Below are 17,719 nucleotides of genomic sequence, written 5' to 3' on the forward strand. Positions count from 1 at the left end.
ACAACTGATGGCTACTCATACTATCCAGGCTCTATATCTTCTTTTATAAATGATGAGTTAACTACAGAGAATATTCATCAGAGTTACTCTTATGTAGACAGAGAAAAAAGTAATTTTGTTTATATTGAAAATTTAATTAACGAGGAAAATTTTACAGATGAGTATTTGATTGGTTTCAATAATAATGAAAATCGTGATATTTCTGTAATTAATTTTGCAGAAGATACTCGTGAAAATAAAAGTAATACTACAAACGATTATACAAATTGGACATATGAACCAGATGCCTATTATCTTGATAGTATTGGTGGACAAGAATATGATGCTCAAATTAGTGGAAACCAAATAGTTTGGGCAAATACTGAAGGTCTATGGTTAACCGAAGTTAATTTTTCTACAGAACAACCACCAGATCCTACTCCCGATCCTGACAACAATAAAGAATATTTCTTTATTGACAAAGTTAGTCGGGTTAGAGAAGGCGATACATCAGTTGTAACATTAGGAAGAAAAGGAGATGTTAGCGAAGCAACAACTGTAGAAATTCAGTTACGAAATCCTTTTATCAATATTAATAAAGATGAGATATCTGAAGATAGAGATACGTTAGATAAAGTATCAAATTATGATAGGATATCTAAAATTTTAAATCTGCCAAGTAAGGGTTATCTGGCAAATCTACTAACTGGAATTATTTCAGGAGAAGTTGCTCAAAGAGAAGCGATATTAGAAAATTCAGTAGTAACTAACTCCGACTTTTTACTACTAACTCCAAACAACGATTTTACCAAATCTCAAAGTACCTTCCCTTTAGAAGTTACGTTTCCCCAAGGTAAAAGTGAAGCAACATTAGAAATAAGAACTACAGATGATGATGAAGTTGAATGTACCCATGGAACATTTTTAACATTACCAAATCAAGATCGTAACTTATTGATTATTCGAGATAACGACGATCCCGATGGTGCATATTGGACAAAAGAATTACTGAAATCCTTTGTTAGCAAAGATACTTTGACAAGCTTGGGAATTGCAGCGTTGGGTACTTTGTTAACTGGTGGTGCATTGGCTCCTGCACTTGTTACTACAGCTATTACAAGCGCAGGAAGTAGTATCTTCACTCAAATGCTAGCTTGTGCTAATGCCAGTATAAGTCTAGAGGATTACGGAGATTCTTTAGAAAATAGCCCTTCAACTCCAGTATCAAATCAATCACTTTCACTAACCGCAAACGACAATTCATTATCTGCAAGCAATTTGTCTTTAACAGCTAATTCTACTGATTCACTCGTTTCTCTAAGTAATGACTCTTCAGAAATTGAACTTCCTGTTAACTTTGTTCCAGAAATCAAAAATGATCATGGTGACTTCGTCGTTCAAACCGATGATAATCAATTATTTTTAGTCAAAGATTTTAGATCGGAAACAGAACCATTTGCTAGCGAGCTAATTGAACTAGATGGCGCTACAGATATCAATAATAACGGTCAGGTTACTGGCTTGGTTCTTAATGAGGAAGAAATTAATGCAGCTATTTGGGAAAACGGATCAGTTACTCCCATTGCAATCAACAATCAGAGTGCAGCCGTTGCTATTAATGATACAGGACAAATTATCATTAACTCTGTTAATGATGATGGATTAGCTCAAGCCTATTTATATGATTTAGCAGCAGAAAACTTTACCCCCATAACTAATATAGATAGTGCAACATCCATAGAAAATGGTGCTTATGTAGTTGATATCAATAATAATGGTCAAGTATTAGGCTATGGAGTAACTGCCGAAGGTAATTTAGAAGCTTTTATTTGGCAAGATAATTCTCTAGAATTTATAGGAACTCTAGGTGGTGTATTGAGTATTCCCATTGCCATTAATGATGCTGGGGATGTGATTGGTATTTCTGAAACATCTACTTCAGAACAGCTAACAGGATTTATTTATCAAGATGGCACAATTCATAATTTAGATGCTGGTCAAGGATTTATTACCTTACCACAAGCATTTAACGATAATGGAAATGTGGTAGGAATTTATGCCCCTATTGAAGGTGAACTCACCGAAACCAATCTTTCTGGAGCATTTTTATGGAGTGAAGGGGAATTTACTGACTTAGGAAGTTTAGGAGGCTCGGCTACTTTACCATTTGATATTAATAACCAGGGACAAATAATTGCTCTCTCTCAAAATGCTGATGAAGAAATAGAATCGGTTTTATGGGATGCAGGAAATCTAGAAGTATTAGAACAGGTAGCAGTTTCATTTGATGGGGATGGTAATACTGTTAATCTGATCAATCAAGTAGACGAAGCAGCAGATCTATCTCTAGTGCAAACCGCAAGTAGTGATTCTACAATAGCTGGAGAAGAGATAACTTATACCCTGACTATTACTAACAATGGGGCGCATAATGCTCAAGGAGTGCAACTTGCTTATACTCTTCCAGAAGGGGCAACTTTTATTTCTGCAAATATTAATCCAACAGAACAAAATGATAGCAATCTATCGTTCGATCTCGGAGATTTAGCCGACGAAGAAAGCACTACTTTAGAGATCGCTATTAATGTTTCTTCTGTAGTGGAAGAAAGTTTTGGCAATGTTGAAATTATCAGTAACACCTACGATCCTTATAAAGATAACAACTTAATATCTTTAAGTACAAATATTACTGATGTAGATGGTCAAGCAATTCCCGAAATTTCAATTAATGATGCTTCTCTAACTGAAGGGAATGATGACAATAGCAATTTAACTTTTACCGTCACTCTCTCTACCATCAGCAATGAAACCATTACTGTTAATTACGCTACTGCTGATGATAGTGCAGTTGCAGGAGAAGACTATACTGCTATTAACGGTACTTTAGAATTTGCTCCAGGAGAAACTGAACAAACCATCACAATCCCAATCCTGAATGACGATCGCTTTGAAGCAGAAGAAAGTTTTATCCTTAACTTAACTAGTAGCGATAATTCAGCCTTGGCTGATACTCAAGTGAGGGGAATTATTACCAACGATTTAGTAGATCCTTTAGTTATTACCGAATCTAGTGGGTTAACTGGTAGTTTAAGCGATAGCGACGATTCTTATATCTATCAAAATCAAACTTACTACTACGACTTTTTTGCCCTTCCTGTAGATAGTACCATCGCATCAGGAGATATTGTCAAACTTCATCTAACTGCTGATGATTTCGATCCCATGGTAATGATTTTAGACGGGGAAGGTAATGTAATTTCTCACAATGATAATTACACAGAAGATAGTACCCATTCAGAATTAACTTTTGTTGTGGGTGAAACCCAATCTTTCTTTGTCTCTGTAGAAAGCAGAAATGCCAACCGCACGGGAGATTATAATCTCACTGTCGATACTATAGACACCGATCTTGGTAATCTTATTAGTTTAAACGATCGCTCTATTGGCAATATCGATCCCATTCAAGCCACAGATAGCATTGCTGGTAATTTAGAAGCAGGAGACTTGCGATCGCTAGATGGCGGAGAAACAAGTTTTACTGATGCTTATCTACTAATCGATCCCAATCCAGAAGACCAAATAGCAATAAGCTTGGAATCAGATTTTGATGGTGCAATTGTAGTTTATCAAATAGATAGCAACGGGGATTTAGCAACCGTCACATCTACTGGAAGTAGCGAAGCCTTTTCCTTTAATGTTGGTAGCGATCTAGACTATCTGGTTCTAGTAGAAAGTTTAAATGGAGACTCTAGGGGACTTGGTAACTATAACTTAACCACAGAAATTATCTAGATATCAATTACTCTTAGCTATTTATGCGATCGCTTTTCTTCAATCTAAGGAAATAAGGCGATCGCATTACCCTTCTATTTTTATTTATTTAGCCCTTTGCCACAAACGCTGAATTTCTCTTCTGGTGGGGTTATTTGGTGGAGGTAAAATTGTCCCTGGAGGATCGATCGCACTGCCTGGAATATTTTGCGACCAAGGACTATTGGCTACGGCTTGAAGATCGATATTGCCAATGACGGGACGAAAACCATAGCGCACGAATACTTTTTGCTGTTGGGGTTGAGTCATAAAATCTAGAAATTCTCTAGCTGCTTTAGCAGTAGGGCGATCGACATTACGACGAGCGATCGCAGCCGTAGCTACGGTTTCTATGGTCGGATTCAAATGGTAGATTTGGTAGGGCATTCCCTGGCTGATTTGAGCTTGTTGCCAGCGATATAGAGCAATACTTTCATAGACAGTCGCCACATCCCCATCATTAGCCCCGCGAGATATATATTCTTGTAATAAGATGTCTGTTGATCGCGCTGGTTGATATACAGAGCTTTTAATTAAAGAAAATAGTTCTTGGGCTTCAGGACTGTTTAATTCTCGATCTAAAGACTTTGACCAAAGATCTAAAGTTAATTGACCGCTATTAGAACGGGTAGGATCGGAGAGCTTCAGATCGAAACTCCCCCAATTGTCCCGTCCTCCCAATTGACTCCAATTAGACTGTTTCATGGCTTCAGTCAGCTTCTGCCAGCTAAAACGTTCGTCGGGGAACAAGATTTTTCCTCTTTCTTGCCAAGCAATACCCACTAGTCTGGTTTTAGCAATTGGTTGGGGAGTTTCATAAAAAGCCTCGCTATTTTCCTGGGCTTGATAGCGACTGCTCAATTCTTCTAGGATTTCTCCTTCTGCGGGGATTAAAATTGTCGGTTCAAAGTCATTTTGGCGATCGATATAGCGATTAACCATATCTTGAGAACCTTGGAATTTTAGATCGAGTTTTATTTGAGGATTCTGTTGCTGAAATTGTTGGGCTAACTCTTGCAATGGTTCTTGTAATTCCGTACCGCTAACAATAACCAAATTTTTAGTGATTCCTGGCAAGGGGGCAAAAGTTAAACCCAGAGCAACTAAAATAATTATGGTGGAGATAATTGTACGAGTGCGATTGGTCAATTTTAAACTACCTTGACTAAATATTAGCAACATGGGTGGGAATGATATAGAGAGAAGGAAGGGGAAGTATAGCGCGATCGCACAATTTTTGGACTATCGGCTCGATTTGACTTTTTTCTGTTTCGTTTAATGGTCGTGCCTTGTAAGCTGCTAGGACTAGCTGATGGGAAGAGAACCAAGCAGCAAAATTAACTATAGTTGCAATGGCAAAACCAACTAAAGCACCCCAAATATTACCAATGGCTAAATAGCTCATTATAATTAATATTATGGTTAACGAGCATAATAGACTTATGGTTTTGAGAATATTCATAATTCTATGATGACAAAATTTTCTGCATATTTAAGATAGTTGTTTTACGTTTCGATTAAATTAATAAATCTACATTTTCTTGAATATTTTTTAATTCTTCACTTAAATTAGATAGCTCGTTAAGATCTTCTAGATTATCCAAATTAGAAGTACGAATTTGATTTTGTAGTTGTTGTAAAACTCCTGCTGCGTCGATGATTTGGGTCGAAAGGGAGTAAATCTGGGCTTGTCTGGTATCTTCTCCCTGTCTGGCTAATGCTAAATTGCGCTCTAAACTCTTAACTAACTGTTCTAATTGCTGTTTGGCAACTCCAGAACTGGCACTTTGTTTGGCAGTTACTTTGGCTAATTGTCTTTGAATATCATTGGGTGACAGTAAAGAGTTTTCTCCTTGTAAATTATTAGTTATTTGTTCTATCTTGGTTGGTAATTCTTGAGCGCGATCGCATCCATATTGAATCGCAGTTAAGAGTTCTATTTGAGAAGCATTAATTAATAAGTTTTCTGATTCTCGCCGTAGATTCCTGGCTTGTTCTGCTAACAATTGAGACTGTTGTTTGAGATTATTAATCTCTCTTTTTAAAGCTACATTTTTAGGTGTTTGAGACTCTCTTAAAGATGCTCCTACTATGGCGACTGCGACTGCTACGGGTAACATTAAAATTTTGGGTAAGTTACCCATTCTTACTCCCATAACTAAAGCGATCGCACCGATTAAAACCGCAAGGGGATAGTGTAATGGATTGGCTAGTTTCATGGTTTGACAACTAATTAAAATTCTACTTGTAGGTCTGCCATCAACTGCGAGATAGTTTGAGGATCTCCTTGACGATAGTAACCGCCATTTAATTGGGCGATTTGTTTGAGAGCATCCGCATTAAATTGTCCCTGGTTGCCATAACCAACCGTAAAGAAAGCAATTCTCGACCCAGATTCAAAACCACTCTTTTGCAATTCTTGGGATAAATTATTTAAGCTAATTTTCGATCCTGAATCTTCACCATCGGTTAGTATTAACACTGCATTAATCGCATCCTCACGGAGATTTTGTTGCAACCAATTACGGGCGTATAAACTGCTGTCATAAAGTCGCGTACCGCCATCTGCTTTGAGCTTACTAACAAACTGAATTCCTTTATTTTTACCTTCCTTTGTACCGTCAATAATTACGGGTTCGTTAATCCTAGAGTTAAATGAAATTAGGGCAATTTTTTCTTTTGTACCTAAATTTTGGATGTAATTTAATAGAGTATTTTGGACGGAGGATAATTTTGTACCCTGCATCGAACCAGAAGTATCTACTACCACTACTACCTGAGAAGGTTTCTTAGCATATTGTTGCCAGCTTTCTAGCATTGCTGCCACTACTTCGGGCTGGGGCGGGCGATAAGATTCGTATTGAATATTGGCTTGTACCCCATAGTTAGGGGAAAATTTATTACCCAAAGCTACCCCAGGGATACCAGGGCGCAATCCCAGATCTACAGCAATTTGCTGGATTTCCGAGCGGCGCAAATACTCAATGATTTCTGTAGCAGCAGCCTTTTCCGTTTCATTTATCCAAGGAGCATTGGGCAGCATGGCTCGTATATTAGAACTAAAGGTTGCTTTAGGATATACTGCCTGATATTTAACCTGACTATCACTTGCTTGAGAATTAGCAGCAATCACTAAAGACTCATAAACAGAACCCACGGAAGCCCAAAATAGTCCATTTTCCTGCATCGATCGCGCTAAAGAACCTGTAGATTTGCCATAACGAGTAATTTTACTTTGGATCTTTTTGACTTTATCCTGATGTTGTTGAATATCTGCTATCGTCAGATTTTCGGGAGCTTTACCCGCCACCGCAGCAAATTGCGCTACTAAAGTTTGCAAGCCAGAATTGGAACGAGTTGGGGCAGTATGGACGTAATTAATCGGAATTGGCGGGGCATTGGCATCTAGTTGTTGGTGATTTTCTACTTCTACCAAAGCGGTATACAAGTCATCTACTTGGTTCAAACTTGCCGCTAATTCTTGACTGGTCATAAACACCATCGGACTGTATGCCAGCAGGGGAGAATCGGTCAGAGAAGGAATATAATTTTGTCCTGGAAATAATTTGTCTATCTGGTAAATTAACTGACTTTGGTAGATTTCCCCATCAACGGAAATCAAACTAGGAAATTCTGCTGCTTCCCGATCGATCGTTCCCTGTTGTAATTGTTCGGCTAAATCGATTGTTTCGTTAACTACGTCGCCGCTACCCTTGGCATCGCAAGTTAAATAGTAAGCCTCTCCATTATCTAGTTGGGGTTTAGTTCGATTTAAGCGTTCGGCTGCCTGTCGGCAAAACTCTGCTAGATCGCTACCGACAAGAAATTTAATTTCTGTACCTTTGAAGTTGCCAGGATTATTGGTATTAACTCGATTGTCCGAACCAAATTGTACTTGGCAGCCAGTCAAAAATAATAAGCCAGGTAAACATAGTTTTAAAACTATTGGAGATAAAGATAGAGATTTAAGAGCCATAAAATTTACTCTATTTTTAGAGATTACATAATCTAATTACATCTTAGTTATTACCGATCTACCAGTAGAGGCAAACTAATTTTGACTGTAGTTCCTTTTCCTAGTTCGCTGGTTAGCTGAATATCGCCACCATGAAGAGCCACAAATTTTTTGACGATTAATAATCCCAATCCAGTACCAGGAATGCGACGTACATTGCTAGCCCGTTGAAAAGGTTCGTATAGCTGTTTAAAATATTCTGGAGGAATGCCAATACCGCGATCGCTAATTTCTATACAAACAGTATCGGTCGAAAACTTGAGAGAAACTTTTACGTCTCCTCCTTCGGGAGAATATTTGATGGCATTAGACAATAAATTAGCTACGATCGATCGCATCAATTTTTCATCCAGGTTGACTCTAACTCCCTGTTGGGGACAATCAAAGCTAATCTGATATTTTTGCCCCGCACTTAGCTGGATTTCTTCAACACATTGACGGCAGAGTTTCTCCAAGCGCAAGGGTTGGGGATTAAATTCTAATTTGCCCGTTTCTGCCCGATTGATCGTTAAAATATCGTCGAGCAATTGCACCATATTTTTAACCGAATTTTGAATGCGACGGAGATTGCGCGATCGCTTGCTCGCATCTTGCCATACCCTAGAAGAGTTTTCCATTAACTGGGCTGCTGCCAATACCGTACTCAAAGGAGTGCGAAACTCGTGGGATGCCATCGAAAAAAAGCGGGTTTTGATTTCGCCAATTTCCTTTTCTCTTTCTAGTGCCAAACTAATTTCCGAAAGACGTTTGCGTTCGGTAATATCTCGCTGTACCGAGATCCAATGGGTATAAACTCCTTGTTTGTTGGCTACTGCCACGATACTAAATTCTACCCAAAATTCCGAGCCATCTTTACGATAGTTGATCGTTTCCACCGTCACGGGTTGCCAGTTAACTAAAGCTTGACGTACTTTAGCCAAAGCTTGACGGTTGGTTTTTTCTCCTTGCAGAATGCGGGGGGTTTTGCCAATTACTTCTTCGAGACTGTAGCCCGTAGCGCGAGTAAATGCCTCATTAACATAAATAATTTTGGGTCCAGGTTCGTCGATAGGTTGAGCTTCGGTAATCACAATCGCATCATTGGTATTCAGTACCACTGACTGCAACAAACGGACTTGTTCTGCTTGTTTTTTTTGCTCGCTAACATCTGCTACAACGACGACGATGCCGTTAATTTTCTCCTTGCTATCGATTAAAGGTGCAGCAGAAAAAACAATATCTATCTCCGAACCATCTTTTTTGCGCCTGCGGATTTCTAAACTAGGGGGTGTAATACCTTGAAGAATTTCTTGTTTGATCTTTTTGTACTGAGGTACTTCTTGAAGATCGATTACGGGATTGAGTTGACCGACAATTTCAGCTTCGCTCCAACCAAACATTCTTTCAGCGGCAGGATTCCATATCCTAACTCGTTCTGCTAAATCCAAGGTAAAAATAGCGCGAGGGGAAGCAGCAATCAAAGATTGCAGAGTATGATTGGTCAGTCTCAGGGCTTGTTCGGTACGCTGGCGTTCTTGAATTTCTGCTTTGAGTACTCGATTGGTAAGAGCTAATTCTTGAGTGCGCCGCTCGACTCTCTGTTCTAAATTAGCATTGAGTTGTTGCAGTTGAGCGTAAAGTTCTGATTGCTGAATGGCGATCGCTACCTGAGTAGCTAGTTGCTTCATTAATTCTACTTCTAGAGGCTGCCATTGCCTTGTTCCACGGCATTGATGGGCGACGAGCAAACCCCAAAGATAGGGACAGGTAATCTGATAAGCTTGAGATCGAGAGATATTTCTCGTCTCTTGAATTATGGGTACGACTAACTTAGCTTGAACTCCAAATTGTTTGACAAAGTCTACCAAACATTCTTCTACATCATCCCGTTCGATGTCGTTAATAGTACGACTCTTACCCCTAACATAGGCTTGATGGTATTGGCTGGGAAACACTTCTGCGGGGAATGTTTGTCCCAAAATAGCAGAATAAGGAGAAGTCACAGTTTCGGCGATCGCACTTCCCGTAGCATCTTCATGAATGCGATAAATTAAGACGCGATCGCAATCTAAAAATTCTCTAACTTCGGCAACGGTAGTATTTAAAACACGATCTAAGTTTAGAGATTGACGAATTTGTTGGGCAATTTGGTTAATTAGTCTTTCTCTTTCTCTTTGTTTTCTCAGATCTATCTCTACCTGGCGGCGACGCATTATTTCACGATAGATAAGATAGTAACAAAGGACGATTACAGTCAAGCCTGTACCTAAAATGATTGGGTAATGGTTAGTAGGCATGGGCGATATTTGAATGTCTTGATACTCATTTAAAATTATTTGACCGAGAAGATGGGGCAAAACCAACTAAGTACCTAAGCAGAATTAGTTACACATTTGGGAGACTGGGTGACTAGGAGGCTAGGAGATATTATCCCGCGAAGACGGGACTAGGAGAAGAAGGGATTAGGTGCTACTACCTACTACCTGCTACCTATCCTTCACTAGTCAATTAATTTGGCACGACTACTTATAAAAAAACAGGACTGTTTCATCGCCTACAGCCCTGGGGAGGAATCAAATTAAGTATTATTAAATAGCCATCTAAAGAGAAATCCAGCCAAAGGCAGAAAAGGCTACTGCTAGAGTTATTAAGCCGACTATTCCTGCACCAGCAAAAGTTAAGATTTTGGCAACCAATAGCACTTGACTTGGTGGTAAATAAGGCTGACTGCTAGCCCAAGGATAGTCTTTTTCCTCGTGAGCAAAATAGCCCATCTCTTCTAGTTTAGAACGACGATCCGCACCATAGCGGGGCATTCTAGCAAAAGGAGATTCCCCTAAAGTTCTTTGGGGAAGAATTCGTCTTCTTTGATAGGGAACAATATCATTGCCAAAGTTATTGATATATTCCTCACTGTTTAAAAGATCGTCAATCAAACCTTCCAATCCTTTAGTTGCTAAGACAATCGACCAGGCAAGTTTTTCGCGATCGCTATAAACATTACGCCCCAAAACTCGTTGAATGCACATTTCAACAAAGCGATAGTTATTATTAGGTTCGTAGTTGCGTCTCCTAAAAGTATTGGAAAGTAATAAACCCCGAATAAACTCTTTAACGGTAATTTGACCGCTTCGCAGTTGAGATTCCAAACATTTTTCCCGATTACTCGCTAAAATCTGCTGTTCGTTGAAAATTTGTCGGTATGCCGCCCAAATCAATTCTTGAATTTCCGAATCAGACAAAAGATTTTCCGCATTATAAATCCACGACTGTTCGTCGCCAGGAATTTCGTAGTTCGCAACTCGCTGATTTTGACTTGAAGGTGAATATTCTAATAGAGGAATTGCCATATTATGATTTTTTTAAAACTGAAAATTTATGGCAGTATTGAGCCAGATAAGGGCAGGATGATAAATACCTTACCTAGCAGTACTGTATTGAAGATTAATAGCTACAACCTATTAATCCCTATAGACTGAAGATTAACAAAGGGACAGCGAATAAAAGAGGGAATAAAGAGTAAAGAAATCGGAAAGTTTTGGCAAATTTTTACCGCACAATAGGAAAAGATTTTTATCGTAATTCTAAAAAACCTGAATTTTTCTTGTAAGTTAAAGCTAAATTCAAGACAAAATTCTGAGAAATTGGGAGATCGCCCGCTCGTGCGAATTCTTTTAGTTGAAGACGATTTTATTTTAGCAGAAACTCTAGCCGAGGCAATTACAGATCGTCGGTATGTTGTCGATGTTGCTAACGATGGAGAGTCGGCTTTGGATTGCTTGAATAGTCTGGACTATGACTTGATCTTACTAGATGTAATGCTTCCCGATTTTAATGGTATCGAACTATGTAAAAAATTGCGCTCGCTAGGCTATCAAACGCCCGTTCTGATGATTACAGCTTTAGATACGATTGGCGACAAAATTACGGGTTTAGATGCGGGGGCAGATGATTATATAGTTAAGCCTGTAGATTTAGGAGAATTATTCGCTCGCATTCGCGCTTTACTCAGGAGGGGTAATACTTGCACGCCACCAATCCTATCCTGGGGAAAATTGCAGTTTAACCCCAGCACCTACGAAGTTAGTTATGACGAGCAAACACTTTATTTGACTCCCAAAGAGTATTCTATTTTAGAATTATTAATCAGAAACGGCAGAAGAGTCCTCAGTCGTTCGGTAATTATCGATCGCATTTGGTCTTTAGACGCTCCCCCCGACGAAGACACAGTCAAGGTTCATATTAGGAGTTTGCGTCACAAGTTAAGAGAAGTAGGTGCTGCCAAAGATTTTATTGAAACTGTTAGAGGTGTGGGATACCGATTGATCAAAATCGAAGATTAGGGCGGATCTTTGATTAATTATTATGGTTGTGAGAATAATTTCCTTGGGTTAAAAAGGGATTGCACTCAAACCAGGGCAAAAACAATGAGATTGGTACTATTAGGGGGAACGGGATCGGGAAAAGGTACGCAGTCTAGTAAGATCTGCGATCGCTTCCATATTCCAAGCATTTCTACAGGAGAAATCTTGAGAAACGGTATTGCAGCGGATACGGATTTGGGCAAAGAAGCTAAAACCTATGTCGAGAAAGGAGAATTAGTTCCCGATAGTTTGATGATTCAATTCATCCAACAAAGATTGATTCAGCCCGATGTCAGTAATGGTTGGATCTTGGAAGGCTATCCCCGTACTGCTTTTCAGGCAGAAGAATTGGATTTTTTATTAAAAAAAATTAAGCAAAAACTAGATTGGGCGATTTATCTCCAAGTCAGCGAAGCAGTAATGACCCAAAGAGCTTTAACCAGAGGAATGAAAGACGATCGCATCGAAGTCATTGCCCGTCGTCTGGAAAACTTTCAAGAGTTTACTGTTCCCTTGCTCGAATATTACAGTTATTGCCAGCGATTGATTACGGTCAATGGCGAACAATCCCCCGATGCAGTGGAAGCAAAAATAATCTCTTTATTAACTTAAATCAAAATAGTAGCTGGCATTTTTATTAACCTTTTGTTAACCTTATTTTTATCTAATTGAGTGCTTCCCTCAAAAAATTAAATCCTAAATAGTTTATGGGGCTAGCATTTCAGCTATTAAATCATGAAGGAGACTAGGTTAAGTGCTTTCCCCTGTTAAAACTGTCGAAATTTTTCAGACATCCCCCAGCCCCAAAACTGTTGCCCCAGGAGAGATTATTTTTACTGATGGCGATTCAGGCGATGTAATGTATGGCTTGATTGCAGGAGAGGTAGAAATTATAGTCAATGGCAAAGTTTTAGAAACCATTTATCAAGGAGACATCTTTGGGGAAGGTGCGCTAGTACATCTAGATAGTAAAAGAGCCAGTACGGCGATCGCCAAAACTGAATGTAAACTAGCTTTGATGGAGAAAAAGAACTTCTTGTTTGCCGTAGAAAAAACCCCCATGTTTGCGTTGGAGATAATGCGGAGTTATAGCGATCGCATTCGTCGTTTGAGACAATCTGTATCATTGACGAGCGACCCCCTAAAGGGTTCAGCAGTTCCTACAACGGAACGGGGCGTATAAAGGTCGGAGGCAACCTCCGACCTTTATACGCCCCTCGGAAACCTCCGCAACGGACTGCTTCACCGCGTCGCCTTCAGGCGCAAGGGAACGCGCGAGTTGAACATTGAACATTGAACATTGAGAGGGCGTAAGTTTGAGGTTTCCTCAAACTGTTGACCGCCCGAAATTAAACATTTATCATTTACAGCGTTTTGCAATACAGATTAGGAACGACTGTAAAATAAATGCGAAAGTTATATTTTTTGTTACCAGGGACAAAGGGGAAGTTTGGTGGTGGGGGTTTGTGGGCGGAGTTGAATGCTTATGAGATGGCAAAACAAATTGGCGATGCCGAAGTAGTCACCTATCGTCAGAGAGAATCAGATAAGCAGTTTCTAGAGGATCTTTTACCCCAATGCCAGCCAGAATCGACAATTTTTATGATTGGTTGGGGTTTTGACGTACCGAAGTTAATTAAGCGACTAAGAGGACAGAATATCATTTACCATGCCCATAGTACGGGCTACGGTTTTAACTTGTCGCCAGATATCCCCATTATCGCCGTCTCTCGCAACAGTATGGGATATTGGGGACAAAAGGCAGCTAGCAACCTAATTTATTATTTACCCAATCAGATCGGCGATGAATTTAGCGATCGCAATTTACCCAGAGATATTGATATTTTGGTACAGACGCGCAAGTCTTCAAAATATTTATTAAACTTCTTAATTCCCGCCTTGCAATTTCGCTATCGAGTCGAAGTAATAGATAGCTATGTCGAGGATCTGGCAGGATTATTCAATCGCAGCCAAATATATCTCTACGACTCCGCAGAATATTGGGCAGTAAGCGGAGTCACCGAAGGCTTTGGCTTACCTCCCCTAGAAGCAATGGCTTGTGGCTGCGAAATTTTTTCTAGCGTCAATCATGGATTGAGCGATTTTCTCGATCCTGGTTTTAACTGCCATAAGATTGGCAACTATAGCCTAGAGTACGATTTAGCCCGCATTGACCGAGTTTTAACCAGGGAAAAACTCCGTAAATTACCTACATCTTTTTTAGCAGAATATCGCCGAGAAAATTTGATCCCCAGATTCCAGATAATATTAACCGAAATTAATAGCTTTTTTGACTATAAATCTTCAAGAGCTAGCAATATACCCAAATTAAACCAAAATCGCCTTAAAAAGCTTAAAATACAGCGAATATTTGCTAAAATCGCCCGTAAAATATCCCAGCAATAGGACAAAAAATTCGAGACAGAAAAAGTATCAAAATAAGATACTTCAAATATAGAGATAGCAAGGATTTTCTGCCACAAACAAGGGGCAAAATATGCTAGAATTTATTGATAAAATGCTGCTATATTGGACTTTATTGACGATAAAAGAGAACTAGATCGAGTTTATCCGTCATTAATCCAAATTATTGCATATATTTGGAGTTTTTCACAGTATGACCACTTCCCAGGAAAGGATTATCCCCACCGATCTGAGCAATGAAATGTCTCGCTCCTATTTGGAGTACGCCATGAGCGTGATTGTTGGCAGAGCTTTGCCAGATGCTAGGGATGGTCTAAAACCAGTTCATCGGCGTATTTTATACGCTATGTACGAGTTAGGATTAACCCCAGACCGTCCATTTCGTAAGTGCGCTCGTGTTGTGGGGGAAGTATTAGGTAAATACCATCCTCACGGCGATACTGCCGTATACGACGCTTTAGTCAGGATGGCACAGGATTTTTCTATGAGAAATCCTTTAATTAACGGACATGGTAACTTTGGCTCGATCGATAACGATCCTCCCGCAGCCATGCGTTATACCGAATGTCGTCTACAAGCTTTGGCTACCGATTCCCTGTTGCGAGATATCGAAGCCGAGACGGTAGATTTTGCCGATAACTTTGATGGTTCGCAACAAGAACCAATTGTTCTACCTGCCAGAATTCCCCAGCTACTGATTAACGGCTCTTCTGGGATTGCCGTAGGGATGGCAACGAACATTCCCCCCCATAATTTAGGTGAAGTAATCGATGGCACGATCGCTCTGATTCACAATCCCGAACTTAGCGATCTGGACTTGATGCAATATATCAAAGGACCTGATTTTCCTACGGGCGGGCAGATTATCGGTAGGTCGGGAATTAAAGAAGCCTACACTACAGGTAGGGGTTCGATTACCATGCGGGGAGTAGCAGAAATCGAAACCATTTCCCAAAGAGGTAGGGCGGATAAAGATGCGATCGTCATAACTCAATTACCCTATCAAACCAACAAATCCTCTTTGATTGAGAAGATTGCCGACTTAGTTAACGATAAAAAAATTGATGGCATCTCTGATATTCGAGACGAAAGCGATCGCACAGGAATGCGCGTAGTCATCGAACTCAAGCGAGATGCTTATCCCCGCGTAGTTTTAAACAACCTTTACAAGCAAACAGCGGTTCAAGCTAATTTCGGGGCGAATATGTTGGCTCTAGTTAACAATGACCCTCAATTACTCACCATACGTCGTTTCCTCGAAGTATTCCTCGATTTCCGCGTCGAAGCAATAACCAGAAGAACCCGCTATCAATTACGCAAAGCCGAAGAAAGAGACCATCTCTTACAGGGTTTATTAATTGCGCTAGAAAACATTGATGCCATTATCGGTTTAATTAGAGGGGCGGCGGATACTGCTACTGCTAAAGGAGAACTAGTAGAAAGTTACGGCTTGTCTTCGACTCAAGCCGATGCCATTCTGCAAATGCAATTGCGCCGTTTGACTGCTTTAGAAGCAGAAAAAATTCAGGCAGAACACGAAGATCTACAAGCTCAAATTGCCGATCTCAACGACATTTTGGCAAGAAAAGAACGGATCGATGAAATTATCGAATCTGAACTAACTAGCATTAAAAACATTCACGCGACTCCCCGTCGTACGGAAATCGTTCAGGGAGAAGGAGAACTTCTAGATAAAGATTTAATTGCTAACGAACAGTCGGTGATTCTGGTGACCGAACAGGGTTATATCAAGCGAATGCCCGTCAGTACCTTTGAAGCTCAAAGTCGAGCCACTAGAGGTAAAGCCGCCGCTAAAATGAAAGAAGACGATGGCATCGAACATTTCATGACTTGTTGCGACCACGATACGGTCATGTTCTTTAGCGATCGCGGGGTAGTTTATTCTTTCCACGCTTACCAGATACCTGTTGCCTCTCGTACTGCGAGGGGTATTCCTTTAGTGCAGATGCTGCCCATCTCCCAAGCAGAAAAAGTCACTTCTTTAATTGCCGTCAGCGAGTTTACCGAAGATGAATATCTAATCATGCTAACTCGCAAGGGTAATATCAAGAAAACTGCCCTTTCGGCATTTGCCAACATTCGCTCAAATGGTTTGATTGCTATTTCTTTGCAAGATGAAGACGAATTACGCTGGGTGCGTTTGGCAACGGCAGAAGACAGTATTATCATCGGCACGCGAGATGGCAAAGCAATTCATTTCAAAGCTGACAACCAACAGTTGCGTCCCCTAGGCAGGTCTACTAAAGGAGTGAAATCAATGAAACTGCGGGGAGACGACGAATTAATTAGCATGGATATTATTCCCGCTCAAATAGTAGCAACTATTGGGGAAACAGAAGAAGAGGAAGACGATAGTGACGAAGAATCGATCGTAGAAGAAAGCGATCTTGGACCTTGGTTGTTGGCGATTACCAGTAATGGCTATGGCAAACGAGTTCCTATTTCCAAATTCCGCTTGCAAAATCGGGCGGGAATGGGAGTCAGAGCGATGAAATTTAAAACCGACGACGATTGTTTGGTCGGAATTGATATTGTTAATCCTGAAGATGAACTAATGATCGTCACCAATCGGGGTATCATGATTCGTCAAGCAGTCGAGGCTATATCTCTCCAGTCTCGTAATGCTACTGGAGTCAGAGTTCAAAGACTGGACAAAGATGATGCGATCGCTGCTGTTGCTCCCGTACCTCCCATAGAAGACGAAGAAGAGGAAGCTTAAACTCACTCATCTAAAATAATCAAAGAAACTAGGGAATAGGAAACGATAAGTGCGCTCGCCTTCCATTCCCTTTTTTTTGTCTTATATTTGGAATCGATCTAAAACTAAGAACTAATACCATTTCTCGAATACAACGAGAGACTTCGGTTGTGGCAGGGGATAGGGGATAGGGGATAGGGGTTAGGGTGTAGGGAAAACAAAGGTTGTGGTTTTTTGGTGAAAAGAGATAAATGTCTTGATGTCTCCAGAAACTTTTGAGAATTGGTATAAGAACTAAAAACTAAAAACTACGAACTAGTAAATTTTCCCAGAGAGCTATTCAACTGAAAACGGCTGTAATTTGGCACGACTACTTATTTGCCTTTTATTGATTGAAAAGCTGCCAGGCTTTAAAAAATCTCCCTTGCA

General features: G+C 40.1%; 12 protein-coding genes. 6 read left to right on the forward strand and 6 right to left on the reverse strand.

What is annotated here, in order from left to right; all coding sequences use genetic code 11:
* Positions 1-3,771, forward strand: a 3,771-nt coding sequence (locus AC33VI_RS12145; RefSeq protein ID WP_491782528.1) for a Calx-beta domain-containing protein, incomplete at its 5' end; no start/stop codon positions are given.
* A gap of 84 nt (positions 3,772-3,855) precedes the next feature.
* Here the strand turns inward: AC33VI_RS12145 and AC33VI_RS12150 are convergent.
* The 6 genes from AC33VI_RS12150 to AC33VI_RS12175 form a co-directional block, all read right to left on the reverse strand.
* Positions 3,856-4,971 (reverse strand): substrate-binding domain-containing protein, encoded by a 1,116-nt coding sequence (locus AC33VI_RS12150; protein ID WP_491782529.1) that lies wholly within the window; start codon positions 4,969-4,971, stop codon positions 3,856-3,858.
* Positions 4,955-5,194, reverse strand: coding sequence for a hypothetical protein (locus tag AC33VI_RS12155; protein WP_491782530.1), 240 nt, complete (start codon positions 5,192-5,194; stop codon positions 4,955-4,957). Before AC33VI_RS12155 ends, AC33VI_RS12150 begins: the two co-directional genes overlap by 17 nt.
* A 112-nt stretch (positions 5,195-5,306) precedes the next feature.
* Positions 5,307-6,008: a hypothetical protein gene (locus tag AC33VI_RS12160; protein ID WP_491782531.1), complete on the reverse strand. Its 702-nt coding sequence runs from the start codon at positions 6,006-6,008 to the stop codon at positions 5,307-5,309.
* Between the two features lie 14 nt (positions 6,009-6,022).
* Positions 6,023-7,765, reverse strand: a complete 1,743-nt coding sequence (locus AC33VI_RS12165) for an extracellular solute-binding protein (RefSeq protein WP_491782532.1) — start codon at positions 7,763-7,765, stop codon at positions 6,023-6,025.
* A gap of 50 nt (positions 7,766-7,815) precedes the next feature.
* Positions 7,816-10,080, reverse strand: a complete 2,265-nt coding sequence (locus AC33VI_RS12170; protein WP_491782533.1) for a sensor histidine kinase — start codon at positions 10,078-10,080, stop codon at positions 7,816-7,818.
* A gap of 303 nt (positions 10,081-10,383) precedes the next feature.
* Positions 10,384-11,133 carry a phycobilisome rod-core linker polypeptide gene (locus AC33VI_RS12175; protein WP_491782534.1) on the reverse strand — a complete coding sequence of 250 codons (750 nt, stop codon included), beginning with the start codon at positions 11,131-11,133 and terminating at the stop codon, positions 10,384-10,386.
* Between the two features lie 312 nt (positions 11,134-11,445).
* Here AC33VI_RS12175 and AC33VI_RS12180 point away from each other — a divergent pair, with 312 nt between their 5' ends.
* The 5 genes from AC33VI_RS12180 (at position 11,446) to gyrA (ending at position 17,311) form a co-directional block, all read left to right on the forward strand.
* Positions 11,446-12,126 (forward strand): response regulator transcription factor, encoded by a 681-nt coding sequence (locus AC33VI_RS12180; protein ID WP_491782535.1) that lies wholly within the window; start codon positions 11,446-11,448, stop codon positions 12,124-12,126.
* Between the two features lie 84 nt (positions 12,127-12,210).
* A complete protein-coding gene (locus tag AC33VI_RS12185; RefSeq protein ID WP_491782536.1) occupies positions 12,211-12,759 on the forward strand; it encodes an adenylate kinase in 549 nt (182 codons plus the stop codon).
* 142 nt (positions 12,760-12,901) lie between these two features.
* Positions 12,902-13,330, forward strand: a complete 429-nt coding sequence (locus AC33VI_RS12190) for a cyclic nucleotide-binding domain-containing protein (RefSeq protein WP_491782537.1) — start codon at positions 12,902-12,904, stop codon at positions 13,328-13,330.
* 224 nt (positions 13,331-13,554) lie between these two features.
* Complete coding sequence (locus AC33VI_RS12195; protein WP_491782538.1) at positions 13,555-14,553, forward strand: glycosyltransferase; 999 nt, start codon at positions 13,555-13,557, stop codon at positions 14,551-14,553.
* Between the two features lie 211 nt (positions 14,554-14,764).
* Positions 14,765-17,311 carry a DNA gyrase subunit A gene (gyrA, locus tag AC33VI_RS12200; protein WP_491782539.1) on the forward strand — a complete coding sequence of 849 codons (2,547 nt, stop codon included), beginning with the start codon at positions 14,765-14,767 and terminating at the stop codon, positions 17,309-17,311.
* Positions 17,312-17,719: the final 408 nt, after the last annotated feature.

Source organism: Waterburya sp. (assembly GCF_058530065.1).